This window comes from Curtobacterium sp. JUb34, from assembly GCF_003755065.1.
Lineage (GTDB): Bacteria > Actinomycetota > Actinomycetes > Actinomycetales > Microbacteriaceae > Curtobacterium.
In genome coordinates this window covers 313,929-329,311 of sequence record NZ_RJVH01000002.1, presented here as the reverse complement: position 1 = coordinate 329,311, position 15,383 = coordinate 313,929, and the positions used below count along the sequence as shown (strand labels likewise).

The following is a 15,383-nucleotide window of genomic DNA, read 5'->3' as shown; positions in this document are numbered from 1 at the left end:
CCCCCGGACGCGCGCGGGGCCCTGGTGGTCCCCACCCACCGGACGGGAGGCCCGGGTCCAGCCCGCCCCGCGCCTCCCGTCCGCCGCGCCACGCGTCCACCGCTGCGCACAGCAAGCAGGAACGGGCATACCTGGTCGGAAGAAGCGACCAGGGACGCCCGGAACGCACGGGTCAGCGCTGCGAGCTGCGCGCCTGACGACTCGCGCGCGACGCCAGCGACGGCCGGCCCGTGAGCGGCACGCTCAGCGGGGTCCACCGGAAGGCCTCGGTCACCGCCACGGACAGCACCACCACGAGCAGGTACGTGACGAGCGTCAGCCACGGCCGCGGCACCACGGCCTCGAGCCAGCTGTCGCCGTACAGCAGGATCCAGATCAGGAGCGGGTGGCTCAGGAAGATCCCGAACGACCGGTCCGAGGCGTAGTCGACGAACCGTGCGACCGGGCCGCCGGGTCGCCGTCGGTCGGCCCAGCGCGCACCGATCGCCAGGAAGCCGACGAACACCGCGGTGCTCCACACGGCCTCGATCGGCTGCAGCGGCGTCCCCGCGGCGTAGAGCGACTGGCCGAGGGCGACCTGCAGCGCCCAGACGCCGAGCGTGAGCCCGCCGACACCGGCGAAGGCCCAGAGCACGGCGCGGCGGTGCACGCGGATGAACCGGAGGAACGCGTCGGCGTGGTCGGCGGCGATCGCCCCGGAGACGATGAAGAACACGTACGAGAAGAAGAACTGCTTCTGGTAGCCGTGCAACCAGGCGTCGCTCGATGGGAAGTACTTGTAGCCGGCGAACACCACGAGCTGCACCACCAGCGCCACGACGAGCGTCGTCACGTGGTGCCCACGGGTCTTCCGGACGAGCCACACGATGACGGGCAGCAGCAGGTACACCTGCATGGTCACGAGCAGGAAGTACAGGTGGTACCACGACGTGCCGGTGACGATGCCCTCCGCGAGGGTGCGCACCAGGTCGGGCACGTCACCCCGACGGGTGCTGCTGAGGAGCCAGCTGGACCCGACGTACACGAACGACCACGCCAGGTACGGCACCCCGACGAGCAGGAACCGCTTGGGCCAGAACTGCGCCATCGGCCGCGGACGCACCGTGTAGCTGTAGACGAGCACGAAGGCGGTCAACGAGAAGAAGACGAGCCGGGTGAAGTGCAGCAGGGCGAGGACCGCGTTCAGGCCGACGTCGTCGGACGCGGCCGTGTGGCTCGTGGTGTGCACGCCGATGACGCAGGCGAAGGTCAGGATGCGGAGGACGTCGACCTCGTACAGGTGGCGCGGCTTGCCAGCAGCCGTGCGGGTCGGGGTCTGGCCCGGCGGCTGCGGCTGCGGCTGCGCGGGTGCCAGCGCCTGCGTCTGCGCGGGGGCGGGTGCCTGCGCGGGTGCCTGCGAGGGTGCGGGTGCCTGTGGGTCCGTCACGACGGCTGCGCCATCGTCCGGACCTTCGCCCGCTGCACCTTGCCGGTGGGAGCCCGCGGCAGGTCGGGGACGACGATGATCTCGACGGGTCGGCGGAAGCGGGTCAGGTGGGCCTCGGCGCGCGCGGTGAGGTCGACGACCACGCGGGCGTCAGGGTCGCGGTCACCGTCCGGCTGCAGGATCACGTACGCCACCGGGACGGCCCCGAGCACGTCGTCCGGCCGCCCGACGACCACGGCCTCGAGCACCCGGGGGTCACCGAGCAGGACGTCCTCGACCTCGGCGGGGTAGACCTTCTCGCCGCCCCGGTTGATGACGTCGTCGGAGCGTCCGGCGAGCGAGACCCACCCGTCCGCTGCGACGGACCCCACGTCGCCGGTGCTGAGCCATCCGTCGGCGTCGAAGCGGTCCGCCGCACGCCCGAACAGGTAGCGCCCGACGATCCCCGGCCCGCGCACCCACAGCGCACCGACCTCGTCGGCGGGCAGCGGGGTGCCGTCCTCGTCGCGCACCTGCACCTCGGACCCGACCGGCACGCCGACGGTCCCGGGGCGGGCAGGCGCGTCCAACGGCGTCGCGGTGATCTGGGACGCCCCCTCGGTCATCCCCCAACTCACCACGAGTGGGACGTCCCCGAGCGCTGCGCGTACCGGGTCGGGCAGCGGCGCCGAGGCGCTCCGGACGAACCGGAGGCCCTCCGGGAAGTCCGGTGGGCCGGTCTTCGCGAGCACGGCCAGGATCGCCGGCACGGCGTTCAGCCAGGTGATGCGCCGTTCGGCGAGCAGTTCCCAGAACCCGGTCCGTCGGAAGCGCGGGTCGAGCACGAGCGTCGCCCCGGCGACGAGCGTCGCCAGTAGGCCGACGACCTCGGCGTTGACGTGGAACAGCGGCAGCGAGTTGAAGCCGCGGTCGCGGTCGGTCAACCCGTTGTGCCGTGCGACGGCACGCGCGACGAACAGCAGCTGCGACTCCGGCAGTTCGACGCCCTTCGGCGCGCCGGTCGACCCGGACGTGAACAGCACCACGGATCCCTCGCCCGGTGCGTCCGGGCTCTGCGTGGGCACGTCACCGTCGCGGACGGCGGCCGGGAGGAACGTGGCCGCGTCGATCCCGCTCGCGGGCGCCCCGGGGACGGCCCGGTCCACGGCACGGTCCGACACCACGATCGACGCCCCGCCGATCAGGTCGGCGAGCCGGGCCGGCTCGGTCGCCGGCTGTCCGGTGTCCACCGGGACCGCCCGCCGCCCGGTCGCCACGGCGGTCAGGTGCACCACGGCGAAGCAGAGGGGGTCGCCCACGTCGACGAGGACGGCTCCGGAAGCCGGGACGCCGATCGCGTCGAACGTCGCGGACCAGGCGGTCACCGCGTCCTCGAGGGCGCGGTAGCTCAGGACGCGCGCGGAGCGGGCGTCCTCCAGGTACGGGCGCTCGGGGCTCTCCGCCGCACGATCGCGGATGAGCGAGCGCAGGTCGGGTTCTCCGTCGACGGGCTGCACCAGCAGAGGCTATTGCGGGAGCCTATGAACCGTCGGAGGGAGCAGCTCCCCCGGCCGTCGTCGGGAAGCGGTGCAGCATCCACTGCCAGAGCGCCGACATCCGGGGCTCGCCGTCCGGTCCGAGCGGCGTGGAGTCCTTGATGATGAGCGAGTGCGCCTTCCCCCGGCCCCGGACGTCGGTCAGGATCGCGTGCGGGTCCGCGCCGGCGAGTGGTGGGGCGGTGTCCGTCCGGAAGGGTCCGTCGACGCCGTCGAGCCCGAGCACCTTCCACGACCCGGTGATCCGCGGCCCGAAGGCGTCGCGGACGTCGTCGACGGCGTACATCCGGGCGACGGGGGTCTTGCCGGGGCGGTCCATCCACGCCGCGTGCGACGGACCCCGCGACTCGACGGGTGACGAGAACATCAGCGCCCCGCGGACGGACCGGATGTGTGCGATGTACGCCGCTTCGCCGCCGCCCTGGGAGTGGCCCGCCACGACGATGTCCTGCCAGGCGATGTCGTCGTCGCCCTGCACGAAGCGGCCCCATCCGCCGTCGGGGTCGTGGTCGTCGAGGTACGCGACGGCGTCGCGGAAGCGCGACACGATCGACCCGGCGGGCGTCACGGAGCTGAACTCGGACGGACGGGTGCCGTCGAACCGGTTGCGCTGCACCATGCCGTAGCAGCGGGCGTCGGCCTCGCAGGTACCGGACAGCGTGCGACCGAGGTTCCAGTAGTCGAGCCCCAGCACGTGGTAGCCGTCGGCGAGGGCCTGCCCGAGGAACCGCTGGTACTCCGCCGGGCGTGACCGCGTCGCGGGCAGGAACAGCAGCAGGGGGCCGTCGACCGAGGTGCGGGCGGCGAAGTCGTCGCGGTTGGGGGTGAGCCGCTCGCCGTTCACGGTGCCGAGTCGGAACCGGTGGAACTCCCCCTCGGGGCCGCGTTGGTCGCCCGACGGGGCCTCGTCGGCGTGCGAACGGTCGATCGTCGGTGCCCGCCCCTCGTCCTCGATGCGCCGGGCGCCGAGCAGGTTCGCGGCGACCAGTGCTCCACCGCCGATCGCGACGAGCACGATCGCGGCGAGGACCAGCAGCAGACGGTGCTTCACGGGGTGATCCGCGACCACACCTCGTCGGCCGATCGAACGGTCTGGTCGAGCGAACCCGTCGCGTCGACGACGTGGTCGGCGAGGGCCAGCCGGTCGGCGTCGCTCGCCTGTGCGGCCACGCGGCGCTCGGCTTCGTCCCGGGGCATGTTCCGGTGGGCCACGAGCCGCTCGATGCGCTGTGCGGCCGGGGCGTCGACCACCACGACGGCGTCGAACCGGAGCGGGCGGGATCCGCGGGCCTCGGCGAGGAGCGGCACGTCGTACACGACGACGGCATCAGGATCGGCGGCCTCGGCCGCGTCGAAGGCACGCTGGGCGAGCCGCCAGACCTCGGGGTGGGTGATCGCCTCGAGGTCCTTCCGGGCCGCCGGGTCCGAGAACACGATCGCCCCGAGCGCCGGACGGTCGAGCGAACCGTCGGCCGCGATCACCGTCGGGCCGAACCGCTCGGCGACCTGCGCGAGACCGGGGCTGCCCGGCGCGACGGCGTCCCGCGCGAGCCGGTCGGCGTCGACGACGATCCCGCCGTGTTCCGCCCAACGCCTGGAGACCGTCGACTTGCCCGCGGCGATGCCGCCCGTGAGACCGATGATGCGCACGCGGACAGGCTAACGACCCGCGGCGTGGAAACGCCGGAAGCCCGGCACCCCCTGGGGGATGCCGGGCTTCCGGTCAGTGCGACTCGCTCGATCAGTTGGTCGAGCTGAGCTTCTCGCGGAGCGCCGCCAGCGAAGCGTCGTCGGCGAGGGGGCTCGCGCCACCGGTCTCGCTCGAGAACGACGACGAAGAGGAAGCGGACGACGACGATGCGCCGGCCGGGAGGTCGAAGCCACCCTTTTCCTCGTCGGCGATGGTCTTCGCGACCTGCGCCTTGTGGGCTTCCCAACGACCCTGGGCGGCCGCGTACTGGCCCTCCCACTCGGTGCGCTGGGTGTCGTAGCCCTCGAGCCACTCGTTCGTCTCCGGGTCGAAGCCGTCCGGGTACTTGTAGTCACCCTTGTCGTCGTACTCGGTCGGCATGCCGTAGAGCGCCGGGTCGAACTCGGTGCCCTCGGGGTCCACGCCCTCGTTCGCCTGCTTGAGGCTGAGCGAGATGCGGCGACGGTCGAGGTCGATGTCGATGATCTTGACGAAGACCTCGTCGTTGACCGAGACGACCTGCTCGGCGAGCTCGACGTGCTTGTTCGAGAGCTCCGAGATGTGCACCAGGCCCTCGATGCCGTCGGCAACGCGGACGAAGGCACCGAACGGGACGAGCTTCGTGACCTTGCCCGGTGCGATCTGGCCGATCGCGTGGGTGCGGGCGAAGACCTGCCACGGGTCCTCCTGCGTCGCCTTGAGCGAGAGCGACACGCGCTCGCGGTCCAGGTCGACCTCGAGGATCTCGACGGTGACTTCCTGACCGACCTCGACGACCTCGCTGGCGTGCTCGATGTGCTTCCAGCTGAGCTCGGAGACGTGGACGAGACCGTCGACGCCACCGAGGTCCACGAACGCACCGAAGTTGACGATCGAGGAGACGATGCCCTTGCGGACCTGGCCCTTGTGCAGGTTGTTGAGGAACGTGGTCCGGGACTCGGACTGCGTCTGCTCGAGGAGCGCACGGCGCGACAGGACCACGTTGTTGCGGTTCTTGTCGAGCTCGAGGATCTTCGCCTCGATCTCCTGGCCGAGGTACGGCGTGAGGTCGCGGACGCGACGGAGCTCGATGAGCGACGCGGGGAGGAAGCCGCGGAGACCGATGTCGACGATCAGGCCGCCCTTGACGACCTCGATGACCGTGCCGGTCACGACGCCGTCGGACTCCTTGATCTTCTCGACGTCGCCCCATGCGCGCTCGTACTGCGCACGCTTCTTCGACAGGATGAGGCGGCCTTCCTTGTCCTCCTTCTGGAGAACCAGGGCCTCGACCTCGTCGCCGACCTTGACGACCTCGTTGGGGTCGACGTCGTGCTTGATCGAGAGCTCGCGCGAGGGGATGACGCCCTCGGTCTTGTAACCGACGTCGAGGAGGACCTCGTCGCGGTCGATCTTCACGACGGTGCCGGAGATGAGATCACCGTCGTTGAAGAACTTCAGGGTCTTCTCGACCTCGGCCAGGAAGTCATCAGCCGAACCGATGTCGTTGATGGCGACCTGCTTAGGAGCCTTGGTCGTAGTGGTTGTCATGTAGAGATTGCTCCGAACGGACATGAGTCGGGCCGTGGCGTGCGGGGAGTCGAGACCCCCGTGGTGCTCCGCCGTGGCGATTGATTGAGTGGCGCGGATTGCGCCGCACAAGTCTAACCGCACCGGCCGAGCCCCCACAACCGGGCGTGTCGGCGGCGCGTCAGCGGAGCAGGGCGCTGCGCAGGGTGTCGAGACCGATGCTGCCGAGCGCGAGCGCACGACGGTGGAACGCCTTCAGGTCGAAGTCGGCGCCTTCGCGGGCGGCGACCTCGTCGCGGATCGACTCCCACACGCGCTGGCCCACCTTGTAGGACGGCGCCTGGCCGGGCCACCCGAAGTAGCGCGCGACCTCGAACTGCACGAACGCGTCGTCCATGTTCACGTTCTCGCGCATGAAGTCGAGGGCGTACTCCCACGTCCAGCCGCCGCCGTCCGGGTTGGTCTTCTGCAGGTGCACACCGATGTCGAGCACCACGCGGGCGGCACGCATGCGCTGCCCGTCGAGCATGCCGAGCCGGTCGCCGTCGTCGTCGAGGAACCCGAGCTGCTCCATCAGGCGCTCGGCGTAGAGCGCCCAGCCCTCGACGTGGCCCGACGAGCCGGACAGCTGGCGGCGCCACGTGTTGAGCTCGCCGCGGTTGTAGACGCCCTGGCTGATCTGCAGGTGGTGACCGGGGACGCCCTCGTGGTAGACCGTGGTCTTCTCACGCCAGGTGCCGAACTCGGTGACGCCCTCGGGCACCGACCACCACATCCGGCCGGCGCGCGAGAAGTCGTCCGACGGACCGCTGTAGTATATCCCGCCCTCCTGCGTGGGGGCGATCCGGCACTCGAGGCGGCGGATCGGTTCCGGGATGTCGAAGTAGGTGCCGGCCATCGCCGCGATCGAAGCGTCGCTCGTCTCCTGCATCCACCGCTGCAGGGCGTCCGTCCCGTGCAGGATCCGGGAGGGGTCGGTGTCCAGCACCTCGATCGCCCGGGCCACGCTCGCGCCCGACTCGATCCGGTCGGCGATGCGTTCCTGCTCGTCGCGCATGCGGGCGAGTTCCTCGAGGCCCCACTCGTACGTGTCGTCGAGGTCGACGACGGCGCCGAGGAACCGGCGGGAGTGCAGCTCGTACGCCTCGCGTCCGACGGCGTCGACCGGGGTGGCGAGCGGCAGCAGTTCGTGCTCGAGGAACTGCCCGAGGCTCCGGTACGCAGCCGATGCGACCTCGGCGCCGCGGGTCAGCTCGGCGCGGAGCGAGTCCGGCACGGCGGAGCCGTCGTCGAACGCCGCGCCCTCGGCCAGGCGGCGGAAGAACCCGTCCTCCGCGCCGTTGCGGGCGGCCTGCTCCGCGACCAGGGCGACCTGCCGCTTCGCCGGGGTGACGTCCTCGCGCGTGCCCTCGAGCAGGGTCTCGCGGATGCCCTCGAGCGCGTCCGGCAGCGCGTGCAGCCGGCTGGCGACGTCCTGCCAGTCCGCCTCCGTCGCCGTCGGCATCAGGTCGATGATCTCGCGGACGGACTGCGCCGGGCTCGCGATCACGTTGAGGTCGCGCAGGTGGAGCTTCCGCTCGTACGACTCCTGCACGAGGTCGAGTTCGGCGCCGAGGTCGGCCTTCGTGACCTCGTCGACCGGGTCGACCGCCGTAGCGGCGTCGAGGGCGCGCTTCGTCGCCCGCGCCGCATCGGCCAGGGCGGCTGCTCCGGCGGGCGAGGTGTCGCCGTACTCCCCCGTCCGACCCGGCACACCGATGTACGTCGCCGTCGTCGGGTCGAGGTCGACGAGGGTGGTGACCCATCCCTCGGCCACGTGGTCGACGGCGGTCTGCTGACGGACGGGACGCGCTTCGCTCATGCTCCGACCCTATCCACCAGCGCCGTCCGGCACGCGGTCAGTGCGCTGCGCTCTCCCAGTTCGCGCCGACACCGACCGAGACGTCGAGCGGCACGGTGAGCTCGGCGGCGTTGCCCATCCGGGTGCGCAGGATCTCCTCGACGCGCTCCTGCTCGCCGGGCGCGACCTCGAGGATGAGCTCGTCGTGCACCTGGAGCAGCAGGTGCGACTCGAGGCCGCCGTCGCGCAGGTCCTCGTCGACACCGAGCATCGCGATCTTCATGATGTCGGCAGCCGAGCCCTGGATCGGCGCGTTCAGCGCCGCGCGCTCGGCGTTCTCGCGCAGGACGCGGTTCGGGCTCTTCAGGTCCGGGAACGGGCGGCGACGGCCGAAGATCGTCTCGGTGTAGCCGTCCTCGCGCGCCTGCTCGACGACGTTGCGCAGGTAGTCGCGCACCGCGCCGAACCGGGCGAAGTACTCGGTCATGAGCGTCCGGGCCTCGGACTGCTCGATCCGCAGCTGCTTCGACAACCCGAACGCGCTCAGCCCGTAGGCCAGGCCGTACGACATCGCCTTGACCTTGGTGCGCATCTCGGCGGACACCTCGGCCGGCTCGACGCCGAACACCCGGGCGCCGACGAACCGGTGCAGGTCCTCACCCTCGTTGAACGCCTGGATGAGCCCGGGGTCGCCCGACAGGTGCGCCATGATCCGCATCTCGATCTGCGAGTAGTCGGCCGTGATGAGCGTCGTGTAGGGCTCGGCGACGGCGAACGCCGACCGGACCCGGCGCCCCACGGCGGTCTTCACCGGGATGTTCTGCAGGTTCGGGTCGGTCGACGAGATGCGGCCGGTGCTGCTGCCCGTCTGCTCGTACCGGGTGTGGATGCGCCCGTCGACGATCGCCGCGTCGAGCGTGTCGACGATCTGGCGGAGCTTGGTGGCGTCGCGGTGCTGCAGCAGCAACCCGAGGAACGGGTGCGGGTGCTGCTCCTGCAGGTCCGCCAGGCTGGCGGCGTCGGTCGAGAACCCGGTCTTCGTCTTGCGGGTCTTCGGCATCGCGAGCTCGGTGAACAGGACTTCCTGCAGCTGCTTCGGGGAACCGAGGTTCACCTCGTGCCCGATCTCGGCGAACGCCTGCTGCGCCAGTTCGGCGGCGCGCTCCCCCAGTTCCTTCGACAGCCCCGTGAGCACCGGACGGTCGATCCCGACGCCGATCGTCTCCATGCTCGCGAGCACCGACACCAGCGGGAGCTCGATGTCGTCGAGGACCGTGAGCGACGACTCGTCGAGTCGGGCACGGAGCGCCGTGGTGACCCGCAGGACGAACCACGCGTGCACGCCGACGTTCACCGGGTCGGTCTCCGGCACGAGCTGGTTCGGGTCGGCGGTGGGGAGCTCTTCGCCGAGCTCCTGGTAGACGAGGTCGGCCAGCGGTTGCCCCTGCTTGCCGGGCTGGGCGAGCCACCCCGTGATGCGGGCGTCACCGGCGACGCCGTTCACCACGAAGCCGGCGGTCCCGAGCGCCTTGATCGCCGCCTTGGCGTCGTGGAAGTGCTTCGGGGCGTCGGAGGCGAACCACGCCGACAGCTGCTCGTAGTCCTTCGCGCCGCTGCCGCCCGGGACCTGGACGGCGTCGTCGTGGGTCGCGATGCCGATGGTGCTGAGCCGGCCGTCGATGACCTCGACGGCGACGCCGTAGCCGTTCGCCGCCTCGGACGCGTTGCGCCGCTCGAGCCAGTAGCCGAGTTCCTCGTCGATCAGGGTCTTGACCGACGGCGGGGTCGCGGCCCCGTCCGTCACCCCGCCCTCGGCCGGCTGCTCGGACGGCTCGCCCGAGCCGGCGACCTTGAAGACGCGGTCGAGCAGCGTGCGGAACTGCAGCTTGGCGAAGAGCTCACGCACGGCGGTCTCGTCGAGGGGCCGGAGCGCGACGTCGGCCGGGCCCACCGGCAGTTCGACGTCCGTGACCAGGCGGTTCAGCCGGCGGTTCCGGATCGCCCGGTCCTGCTGCTCGCGCAGGTTGTTGCCGACGACGCCCTTGATCTCGTCGGCGTGCTCGAGGACGCCCTCGAGCGAGCCGTACTGGGTGACCCACTTGACCGCGGTCTTCTCGCCGACCTTGTCGATGCCGATCAGGTTGTCGCTGGTCTCGCCCACGAGGGCGGCGATGTCGGGGTACTGGTGCGGCTCGATCCCGTAGCGCTCGTACACCTTGTCGCGGTCGTACCGGGTCAGTTCGGACACGCCACGGACCGACGGGTAGAGCAGCGTGACGTCGTCGTTGACGAGCTGGATCGCGTCGCGGTCGCCGGAGACCACGTAGACCTGGTACCCCTGCGCAGCCCCCTGGGACGACAGGGTCGCGAGGATGTCGTCGGCCTCGTAGTCCTCCTTCGTCACCGTGGTGATGCCCATCGCCTCGAGCGCCTGCTGCAGCAGCGGGATCTGGCCCTTGAACTCGGCCGGGGTCTCGGAGCGGGTGCCCTTGTACGCCTCGTACTCACGGGTGCGGAACGAGAACCGGGAGATGTCGAACGCCACCGCCAGGTGGGTCGGCTTCTCGCGCTGCAGGAGCATGAGCAGCATCGAGATGAAGCCGTGGATGGCGTTCGTGTGCTGCCCGTCGCGGTTCACGAAACTGTCGACCGGCAGTGCGTAGAAGGCCCGGAAGGCGAGCGAGTGGCCGTCGATGACCATGAGGGTAGGCTTTGCGGAGTCCGACACCCGGACAGCCTACCGACGCCATCCGACACGGGAGTTCGAGCGCGTGACCGACGAAGCCACCATCACCGGGAACGTCGACGAGCGCCTCGCGGCCCGTGGGATGGGTGAGCTCGCCGACAAGATGGGCATGGTCATCACCGAGATGACGGCCGACCGTGCCGTCGGCAGCATCCCGGTCGAGGGCAACCGCCAGCCGGTCGGCCTGCTGCACGGGGGCGCCTACGTCGTCCTCGCCGAGAGCCTCGGGTCGATGGCCGCGAACGTGCACGCCGGCGCGGGTCGCTACGCCGTCGGCATCGAGCTGAACGCCTCGCACACCCGCAGCGCCACGTCCGGCACCGTCACCGGCGTCTGCACCGCGATCCACCTCGGCAGCACGCTCACCACGCACGAGATCGTGATCACGGACGACCAGGGGCGGCGCTGCTCCACCGTCCGCATCACCAACCTCATCCGCGAGGCACGCTGAACCGTCGTCAGTCCTCGGGCGGACGCTGCAGCAACAGGCGCGCATCGCCGAAGCCGAGACGCCGGTAGAGCCGCTCGCCGTCGACGCTCGAGTGCACCGAGGTCCGCTCGACGCCGAGGTCGTCGGCGATGTCGAGCAGTGCCGTGACGAGCCGTCCGGCGACACCGAGCCCGCGCAGGTCGGGGTGCACGTACACGGTCTGCACGTCGGCGGTCAGGCGCCGCCCCGGCCGGTCCGGGGTCGGCGGCCGGGCGACGAGTCCGAGCCACGCCATGCCGAGCACCGCGCCGTCGCGCTCCGCGACCACGCACCGGTGCGTGTCCGGGTGCTCCAGGGCGAAGGCCGCCATCGCCGCGCGGTAGCCGTCCGGCGTCGCGGCCGGCTCGGCGCCGCCCTCGCCGACGCTCCACCGCCACCGCAGGTCGGCCACCGCGGGCATGTCGTCAGGCCGGGAGGCCCGGATCACCACGTCGTCCACGGCTCCAGCCTGCCAGGTGGTCGCCTCCACCGCCCCACGCACCCGGGAACGCGGCAGCGCCGCCGGATCGGGGTCCGACGGCGCTGGTTGGTGTGAGCGACGGTGGTGCTACTTCTTGGCGCTGAGCTGCTCGATGATCGCCTTGGCGACGTCGTGCATGGTCAGGCGGCGGTCCATCGAGGCCTTCTGGATCCAGCGGAACGCCTCGGGCTCCGTGAGGCCCATCTTCTCGTTGAGCAGGCCCTTGGCGCGGTCGACGAGCTTGCGCGTCTCGAAGCGCTCGACCAGGTCGGCGACCTCGGCCTCGAGCGTGATGATCTGCTGGTGCCGCGAGAGGGCGATCTCGATCGCGGGGAGCAGGTCGTTCGGCGTGAACGGCTTGACCACGTAGGCCAGCGCGCCGGCCTCGGTGGCACGCTCGACGAGGTCCTTCTGGCTGAACGCCGTGAGGAGGACCACCGGAGCGATGTGGTTCTTGGACAGCTTCTCGGCTGCGGAGATGCCGTCGAGCTGGGGCATCTTGACGTCCATCACGACGAGGTCGGGGCGGAGGTCGGTGGCGAGCTGCACGGCGGTCTCGCCGTCGCCGGCCTCACCGACCACGTCGAACCCGTTGTCGCGGAGGATCTCGACGATGTCGAGGCGGATGAGCGACTCGTCCTCGGCGACGACGACGCGACGGGGTGCTGTTGCAGTTGCTTCTGTGTCACTCACAGCCGCAAGCCTACTAGACGCCAGAAGTGCTTCATGTCAGCACACGGCTCAGGTTGCCAATAAGCGTTGTACGAGTGGCGGGACGCGGCGCCGGTCCAGCCCCGCACGCCGTGAGCATGCGTTGTACGAGTGGCGGGACTTGAACCCGCACGCCGTGAGGCAGAGCATTTTGAGTGCCCCGTGTCTGCCGATTCCACCACACTCGCGAGGCCTCCAGGCTAGCAGGACCCCCGCCCCTCGACCGCCGCCGGCAGCCGCAGCTCGAACACCGCACCGCCGAGCACGCCGACCTCCTGGCCCTCGCCGACCTCGGCGTGCTGCAAGGACCCGCCGTGCGCCTCGGCGATGCCCCGAGCGATCGGCAGTCCCAGTCCGGCCCCGCCGGAACGGGCGTCGCGAGCGGCCTCGAGCCGGACGAGTCGGTCGAAGACCCGCACGCGGTCCTGCACCGGGATGCCCGGACCGTCGTCCTCCACCCGGACCACGGGGCCCGTTCCCCGGTCGTCGAGCGTGACGACGATCCTGCCCGCGGGTCCGGCAGCGCGGGCGGCGTTGTCGACGAGGTTGGCGACGACCTGGGCGAGCCGCTCGGCGTCGACGTCGGCGCACACGGCCCGCTCGGGCACCACGACCTCGAGCGCGACGGACGGCAGCCGCAACCGCAGCCGGTCGCCCTCCGCCACGAGGACGGCACCGAGGTCCACCGGTCGTCGGTCGAGTTCGATCCCCCGGTCGAGCCGGGCCATCGTGAGCATGTCCTCGATGAGCCGCGCGGCGCGGTCTGCCTGGCGGACGACGTGCACGGCGAGCACCTCGCGCGTGGCGACGTCGCCGCCGTTGCGCACGAGCGTGTCGGCCGCCGCACGGACCCCGGCGACCGGCGTGCGCAGCTCGTGCGCGGCGTCGGAGAGGAACGAGCGGACCCGTGCCTCCGCGGCGACGGCCTCGCGCTCCGCGCCCTCGACGGCGTCGAGCATCTCGTCCATGGCGACGGCGACGCGACCGATCTCGGTGTCCTGGCGCGAGGGTCGGAGGCGCCGGCCGCGGTCGCCGGCCGCGATCGACCGCGCGGTCGTCGCCATCTCGTCGAGCGGCCGCAGGGACCGACGGACGACGAGCACCACACCGAGGACGGCGACCCCGAGGAACGCCGCGGAGGCACCGCCCATCACCCAGCCGAGCTGCACCAGGGTGTCCTGCACGTCGCGAGTACCGACGGTCAGCGTGATGCGGGTGCCGTCGTCGAGCCGGCTCACGAGGGTGAGCACCCCGTCGCCCTCGCGCACGGACGACGACGAGATCGTGGCGCCGTCCGCGGTGGTCGTCGGCGTCGCCGCGGCCGTGGGTGCGGTCCCACCGACGAGTCCGCTGCCGCGCGGTACGGTCGCCGGCAGGCCGCCTGGATCCGGCGGGCCCGTCCGCAGCTGGTCCGGCGTCGGACCGGCCTCGACCGCCCCGCCGTCCGGCCCGACGATGCGCACCGACAACCCCTGCGCGGAGAGCCGGTCGGCGAGGTCCTCGGCGTCGACGGTCCCGACGAGTGCGGCGGCGGCCGATGCCCGGTCGCGGAGCCGGTCCTCGGCCTGGGCGCGCAGCCGGATGCCGAGCAGCACCTCGACGGCGACCGCCAGTCCGGCGAGCAGGACCGCGAGCAGGACCACGATCGCGACGACCGTGCGCAGCCGCAACGAGGTCGTCCGGAGCGGGCCGCTGTCGCCCGTCACGCCGCCGTCCGCTCGTCGCTCAGCCGGTACCCGATGCCGCGGACGGTGTGCACGAGCCGCGGCCCGTGCGCCTCCATCTTCCGTCGGAGGGCGCTGAGGTGGACCTCGACGACGTTCGCCGCGACGTCGTCGTAGCCCCACACCTGCGTCGTGATCTGCCCCTTCGACACGGTGCGACCCCGGCTCTCGGCGAGGAACCGCAGCAGGCGGAACTCCGTCGCGGTGAGGTCGAGCAGGACCCCGGCACGCCGGGCGGTGGCGGCGTCCGGGTCGAGGACGAGGTCGCCGACCTCGACGACCGACGGGATCCGCCCGCGCCGCCGGAGCACCGCCGTCACCCGCGCCACCAGCTCGGCCATCGCGAACGGCTTCACCACGTAGTCGTCGGCACCCTCGGCGAAGCCGCGCAACCGCTCGTCGAGCTCGTCCCGCGCGGTCATCATCACGACGGCGGCGTCCGAGGTGGAGCGCACCCGCCCGGCGAGCACGATGCCGCTCGGCCCGGGCAGCATCCAGTCCAGCAGGACGAGGTCGGGTGCGGCGCGGCGGAGGTCCTCGACGAGGTCGCGGCCGTCGGACGCCTCGGCGACGGTGAAGCCCTCGGCACGCAGGGTCGTCGCGACGGCGGTCCGGATGGAGTCGTCGTCGTCGACGACCAGGATTCGAGCGGGAACAGGCACGGCGGACACCGTAGGGCGCTCCGGCAGCCACCGAGCATGGAGGACGCTGGAGAACCCCTGTGCTTCAGGCATGCTTCAGATTCGGACTCGAGCGTCGTCTTCAGCGGCGGATCACCCGGATCTGCCCGGTCACGGAACGGAACCACCATGTTCGACGAACGAGACGACTCGACCACCACCACCCCGCGACGCGGCGCACTCCTGCGACGGGTCGGGATCGGCACGGCCGCGGCCGCGGTGCTGGTGCTCGGCGGGTTCGGCATCGCCACGGCGAACGCCGCGACGACCACCCCGGCGCCGAGCGCCCCGACTGGTGCGCCGACCAGCGCGACCACACCGGCTCCGGTTCCGTCGGACGGCGACACCGCGACGCCGCCCGCACCGCCCGAGGGCGGCCCCGCGACGGCGCCCGGCTGCCCGGCACCGCCGACGGCCGGCGATCCCGCGACCGTGCCCGCGCCGCCGAAGGGCCACGAGGGGAAGGCCCCGACCCCGCCGGCTCCCGACGCGACCACGACCCCGGCGCCGACCACCGGTTCCTGATCACCAGGTCGGGAGGCGCGCGCCGTCGGCGATCTCGACCGCGCGGG

Annotated in this window: 13 protein-coding genes and 1 tRNA gene; 2 read left to right on the top strand and 12 right to left on the bottom strand. The window is 71.8% G+C overall.

Annotated features, from left to right (window positions below; all coding sequences use genetic code 11):
* Window positions 1-172: 172 nt before the first annotated feature.
* The 7 genes from EDF63_RS08035 to polA all read right to left on the bottom strand — a co-directional run bounded on the left by EDF63_RS08035 (window position 173) and on the right by polA (window position 10,728).
* On the bottom strand, window positions 173-1,426 hold the full coding sequence (locus EDF63_RS08035) for an acyltransferase (RefSeq protein WP_123312522.1): 1,254 nt from the start codon (window positions 1,424-1,426) through the stop codon (window positions 173-175).
* Window positions 1,423-2,922, bottom strand: coding sequence for a class I adenylate-forming enzyme family protein (locus EDF63_RS08030; protein WP_185021343.1), 1,500 nt, complete (start codon window positions 2,920-2,922; stop codon window positions 1,423-1,425). The genes EDF63_RS08035 and EDF63_RS08030 overlap by 4 nt, the downstream gene beginning before the upstream one ends.
* A gap of 22 nt (window positions 2,923-2,944) precedes the next feature.
* Window positions 2,945-4,012, bottom strand: coding sequence for a BPSS1187 family protein (locus EDF63_RS08025; RefSeq protein ID WP_148061753.1), 1,068 nt, complete (start codon window positions 4,010-4,012; stop codon window positions 2,945-2,947).
* A complete protein-coding gene (gene coaE / locus EDF63_RS08020; protein WP_123312517.1) occupies window positions 4,009-4,611 on the bottom strand; it encodes a dephospho-CoA kinase in 603 nt (200 codons plus the stop codon). Before coaE ends, EDF63_RS08025 begins: the two co-directional genes overlap by 4 nt.
* Window positions 4,612-4,702: 91 nt before the next feature.
* Window positions 4,703-6,181, bottom strand: coding sequence for a 30S ribosomal protein S1 (gene rpsA / locus EDF63_RS08015; RefSeq protein ID WP_123312516.1), 1,479 nt, complete (start codon window positions 6,179-6,181; stop codon window positions 4,703-4,705).
* Between the two features lie 160 nt (window positions 6,182-6,341).
* Window positions 6,342-8,021 carry a DUF885 domain-containing protein gene (locus EDF63_RS08010; protein ID WP_123312514.1) on the bottom strand — a complete coding sequence of 560 codons (1,680 nt, stop codon included), beginning with the start codon at window positions 8,019-8,021 and terminating at the stop codon, window positions 6,342-6,344.
* Window positions 8,022-8,058: 37 nt separating this feature from the next.
* Window positions 8,059-10,728, bottom strand: coding sequence for a DNA polymerase I (polA, locus tag EDF63_RS08005; protein WP_123312512.1), 2,670 nt, complete (start codon window positions 10,726-10,728; stop codon window positions 8,059-8,061).
* A 100-nt stretch (window positions 10,729-10,828) separates the two neighbouring features.
* Between polA and EDF63_RS08000 the strand changes: the two genes are divergently transcribed.
* Window positions 10,829-11,197, top strand: coding sequence for a PaaI family thioesterase (locus tag EDF63_RS08000; protein WP_123313096.1), 369 nt, complete (start codon window positions 10,829-10,831; stop codon window positions 11,195-11,197).
* Window positions 11,198-11,204: 7 nt separating this feature from the next.
* Here EDF63_RS08000 and EDF63_RS07995 read toward each other — a convergent pair whose 3' ends face one another.
* The 5 genes from EDF63_RS07995 to EDF63_RS07975 all read right to left on the bottom strand — a co-directional run bounded on the left by EDF63_RS07995 (window position 11,205) and on the right by EDF63_RS07975 (window position 14,793).
* Window positions 11,205-11,675, bottom strand: a complete 471-nt coding sequence (locus EDF63_RS07995; protein WP_123312510.1) for a GNAT family N-acetyltransferase — start codon at window positions 11,673-11,675, stop codon at window positions 11,205-11,207.
* Between the two features lie 108 nt (window positions 11,676-11,783).
* The gene (locus EDF63_RS07990) at window positions 11,784-12,389 is read right to left on the bottom strand and encodes an ANTAR domain-containing response regulator (RefSeq protein WP_022905562.1); all 606 of its coding nucleotides are present in this window, start codon (window positions 12,387-12,389) and stop codon (window positions 11,784-11,786) included.
* Window positions 12,390-12,513: 124 nt separating this feature from the next.
* Window positions 12,514-12,595 (bottom strand) — tRNA-Leu (locus EDF63_RS07985).
* A 12-nt stretch (window positions 12,596-12,607) separates the two neighbouring features.
* Window positions 12,608-14,113 (bottom strand): HAMP domain-containing sensor histidine kinase, encoded by a 1,506-nt coding sequence (locus EDF63_RS07980; protein ID WP_123312508.1) that lies wholly within the window; start codon window positions 14,111-14,113, stop codon window positions 12,608-12,610.
* Window positions 14,110-14,793: a response regulator gene (locus EDF63_RS07975; protein ID WP_260233023.1), complete on the bottom strand. Its 684-nt coding sequence runs from the start codon at window positions 14,791-14,793 to the stop codon at window positions 14,110-14,112. Before EDF63_RS07975 ends, EDF63_RS07980 begins: the two co-directional genes overlap by 4 nt.
* A gap of 147 nt (window positions 14,794-14,940) precedes the next feature.
* Here EDF63_RS07975 and EDF63_RS07970 point away from each other — a divergent pair, with 147 nt between their 5' ends.
* Window positions 14,941-15,336: a hypothetical protein gene (locus tag EDF63_RS07970; protein ID WP_123312504.1), complete on the top strand. Its 396-nt coding sequence runs from the start codon at window positions 14,941-14,943 to the stop codon at window positions 15,334-15,336.
* Window positions 15,337-15,383 lie beyond the last annotated feature (47 nt).

What these genes read in the sequence shown, in the direction of transcription:
- rpsA (WP_123312516.1), bottom strand. Translation starts at nt 6,181, where the DNA reads ATGACAACCACTACGACCAAGGCTCCTAAGCAGGTCGCCATCAACGAC.
- EDF63_RS08010 (WP_123312514.1), bottom strand. Translation starts at nt 8,021, where the DNA reads ATGAGCGAAGCGCGTCCCGTCCGTCAGCAGACCGCCGTCGACCACGTG.
- EDF63_RS08000 (WP_123313096.1), top strand. Translation starts at nt 10,829, where the DNA reads ATGGGTGAGCTCGCCGACAAGATGGGCATGGTCATCACCGAGATGACG.
- EDF63_RS07970 (WP_123312504.1), top strand. Translation starts at nt 14,941, where the DNA reads ATGTTCGACGAACGAGACGACTCGACCACCACCACCCCGCGACGCGGC.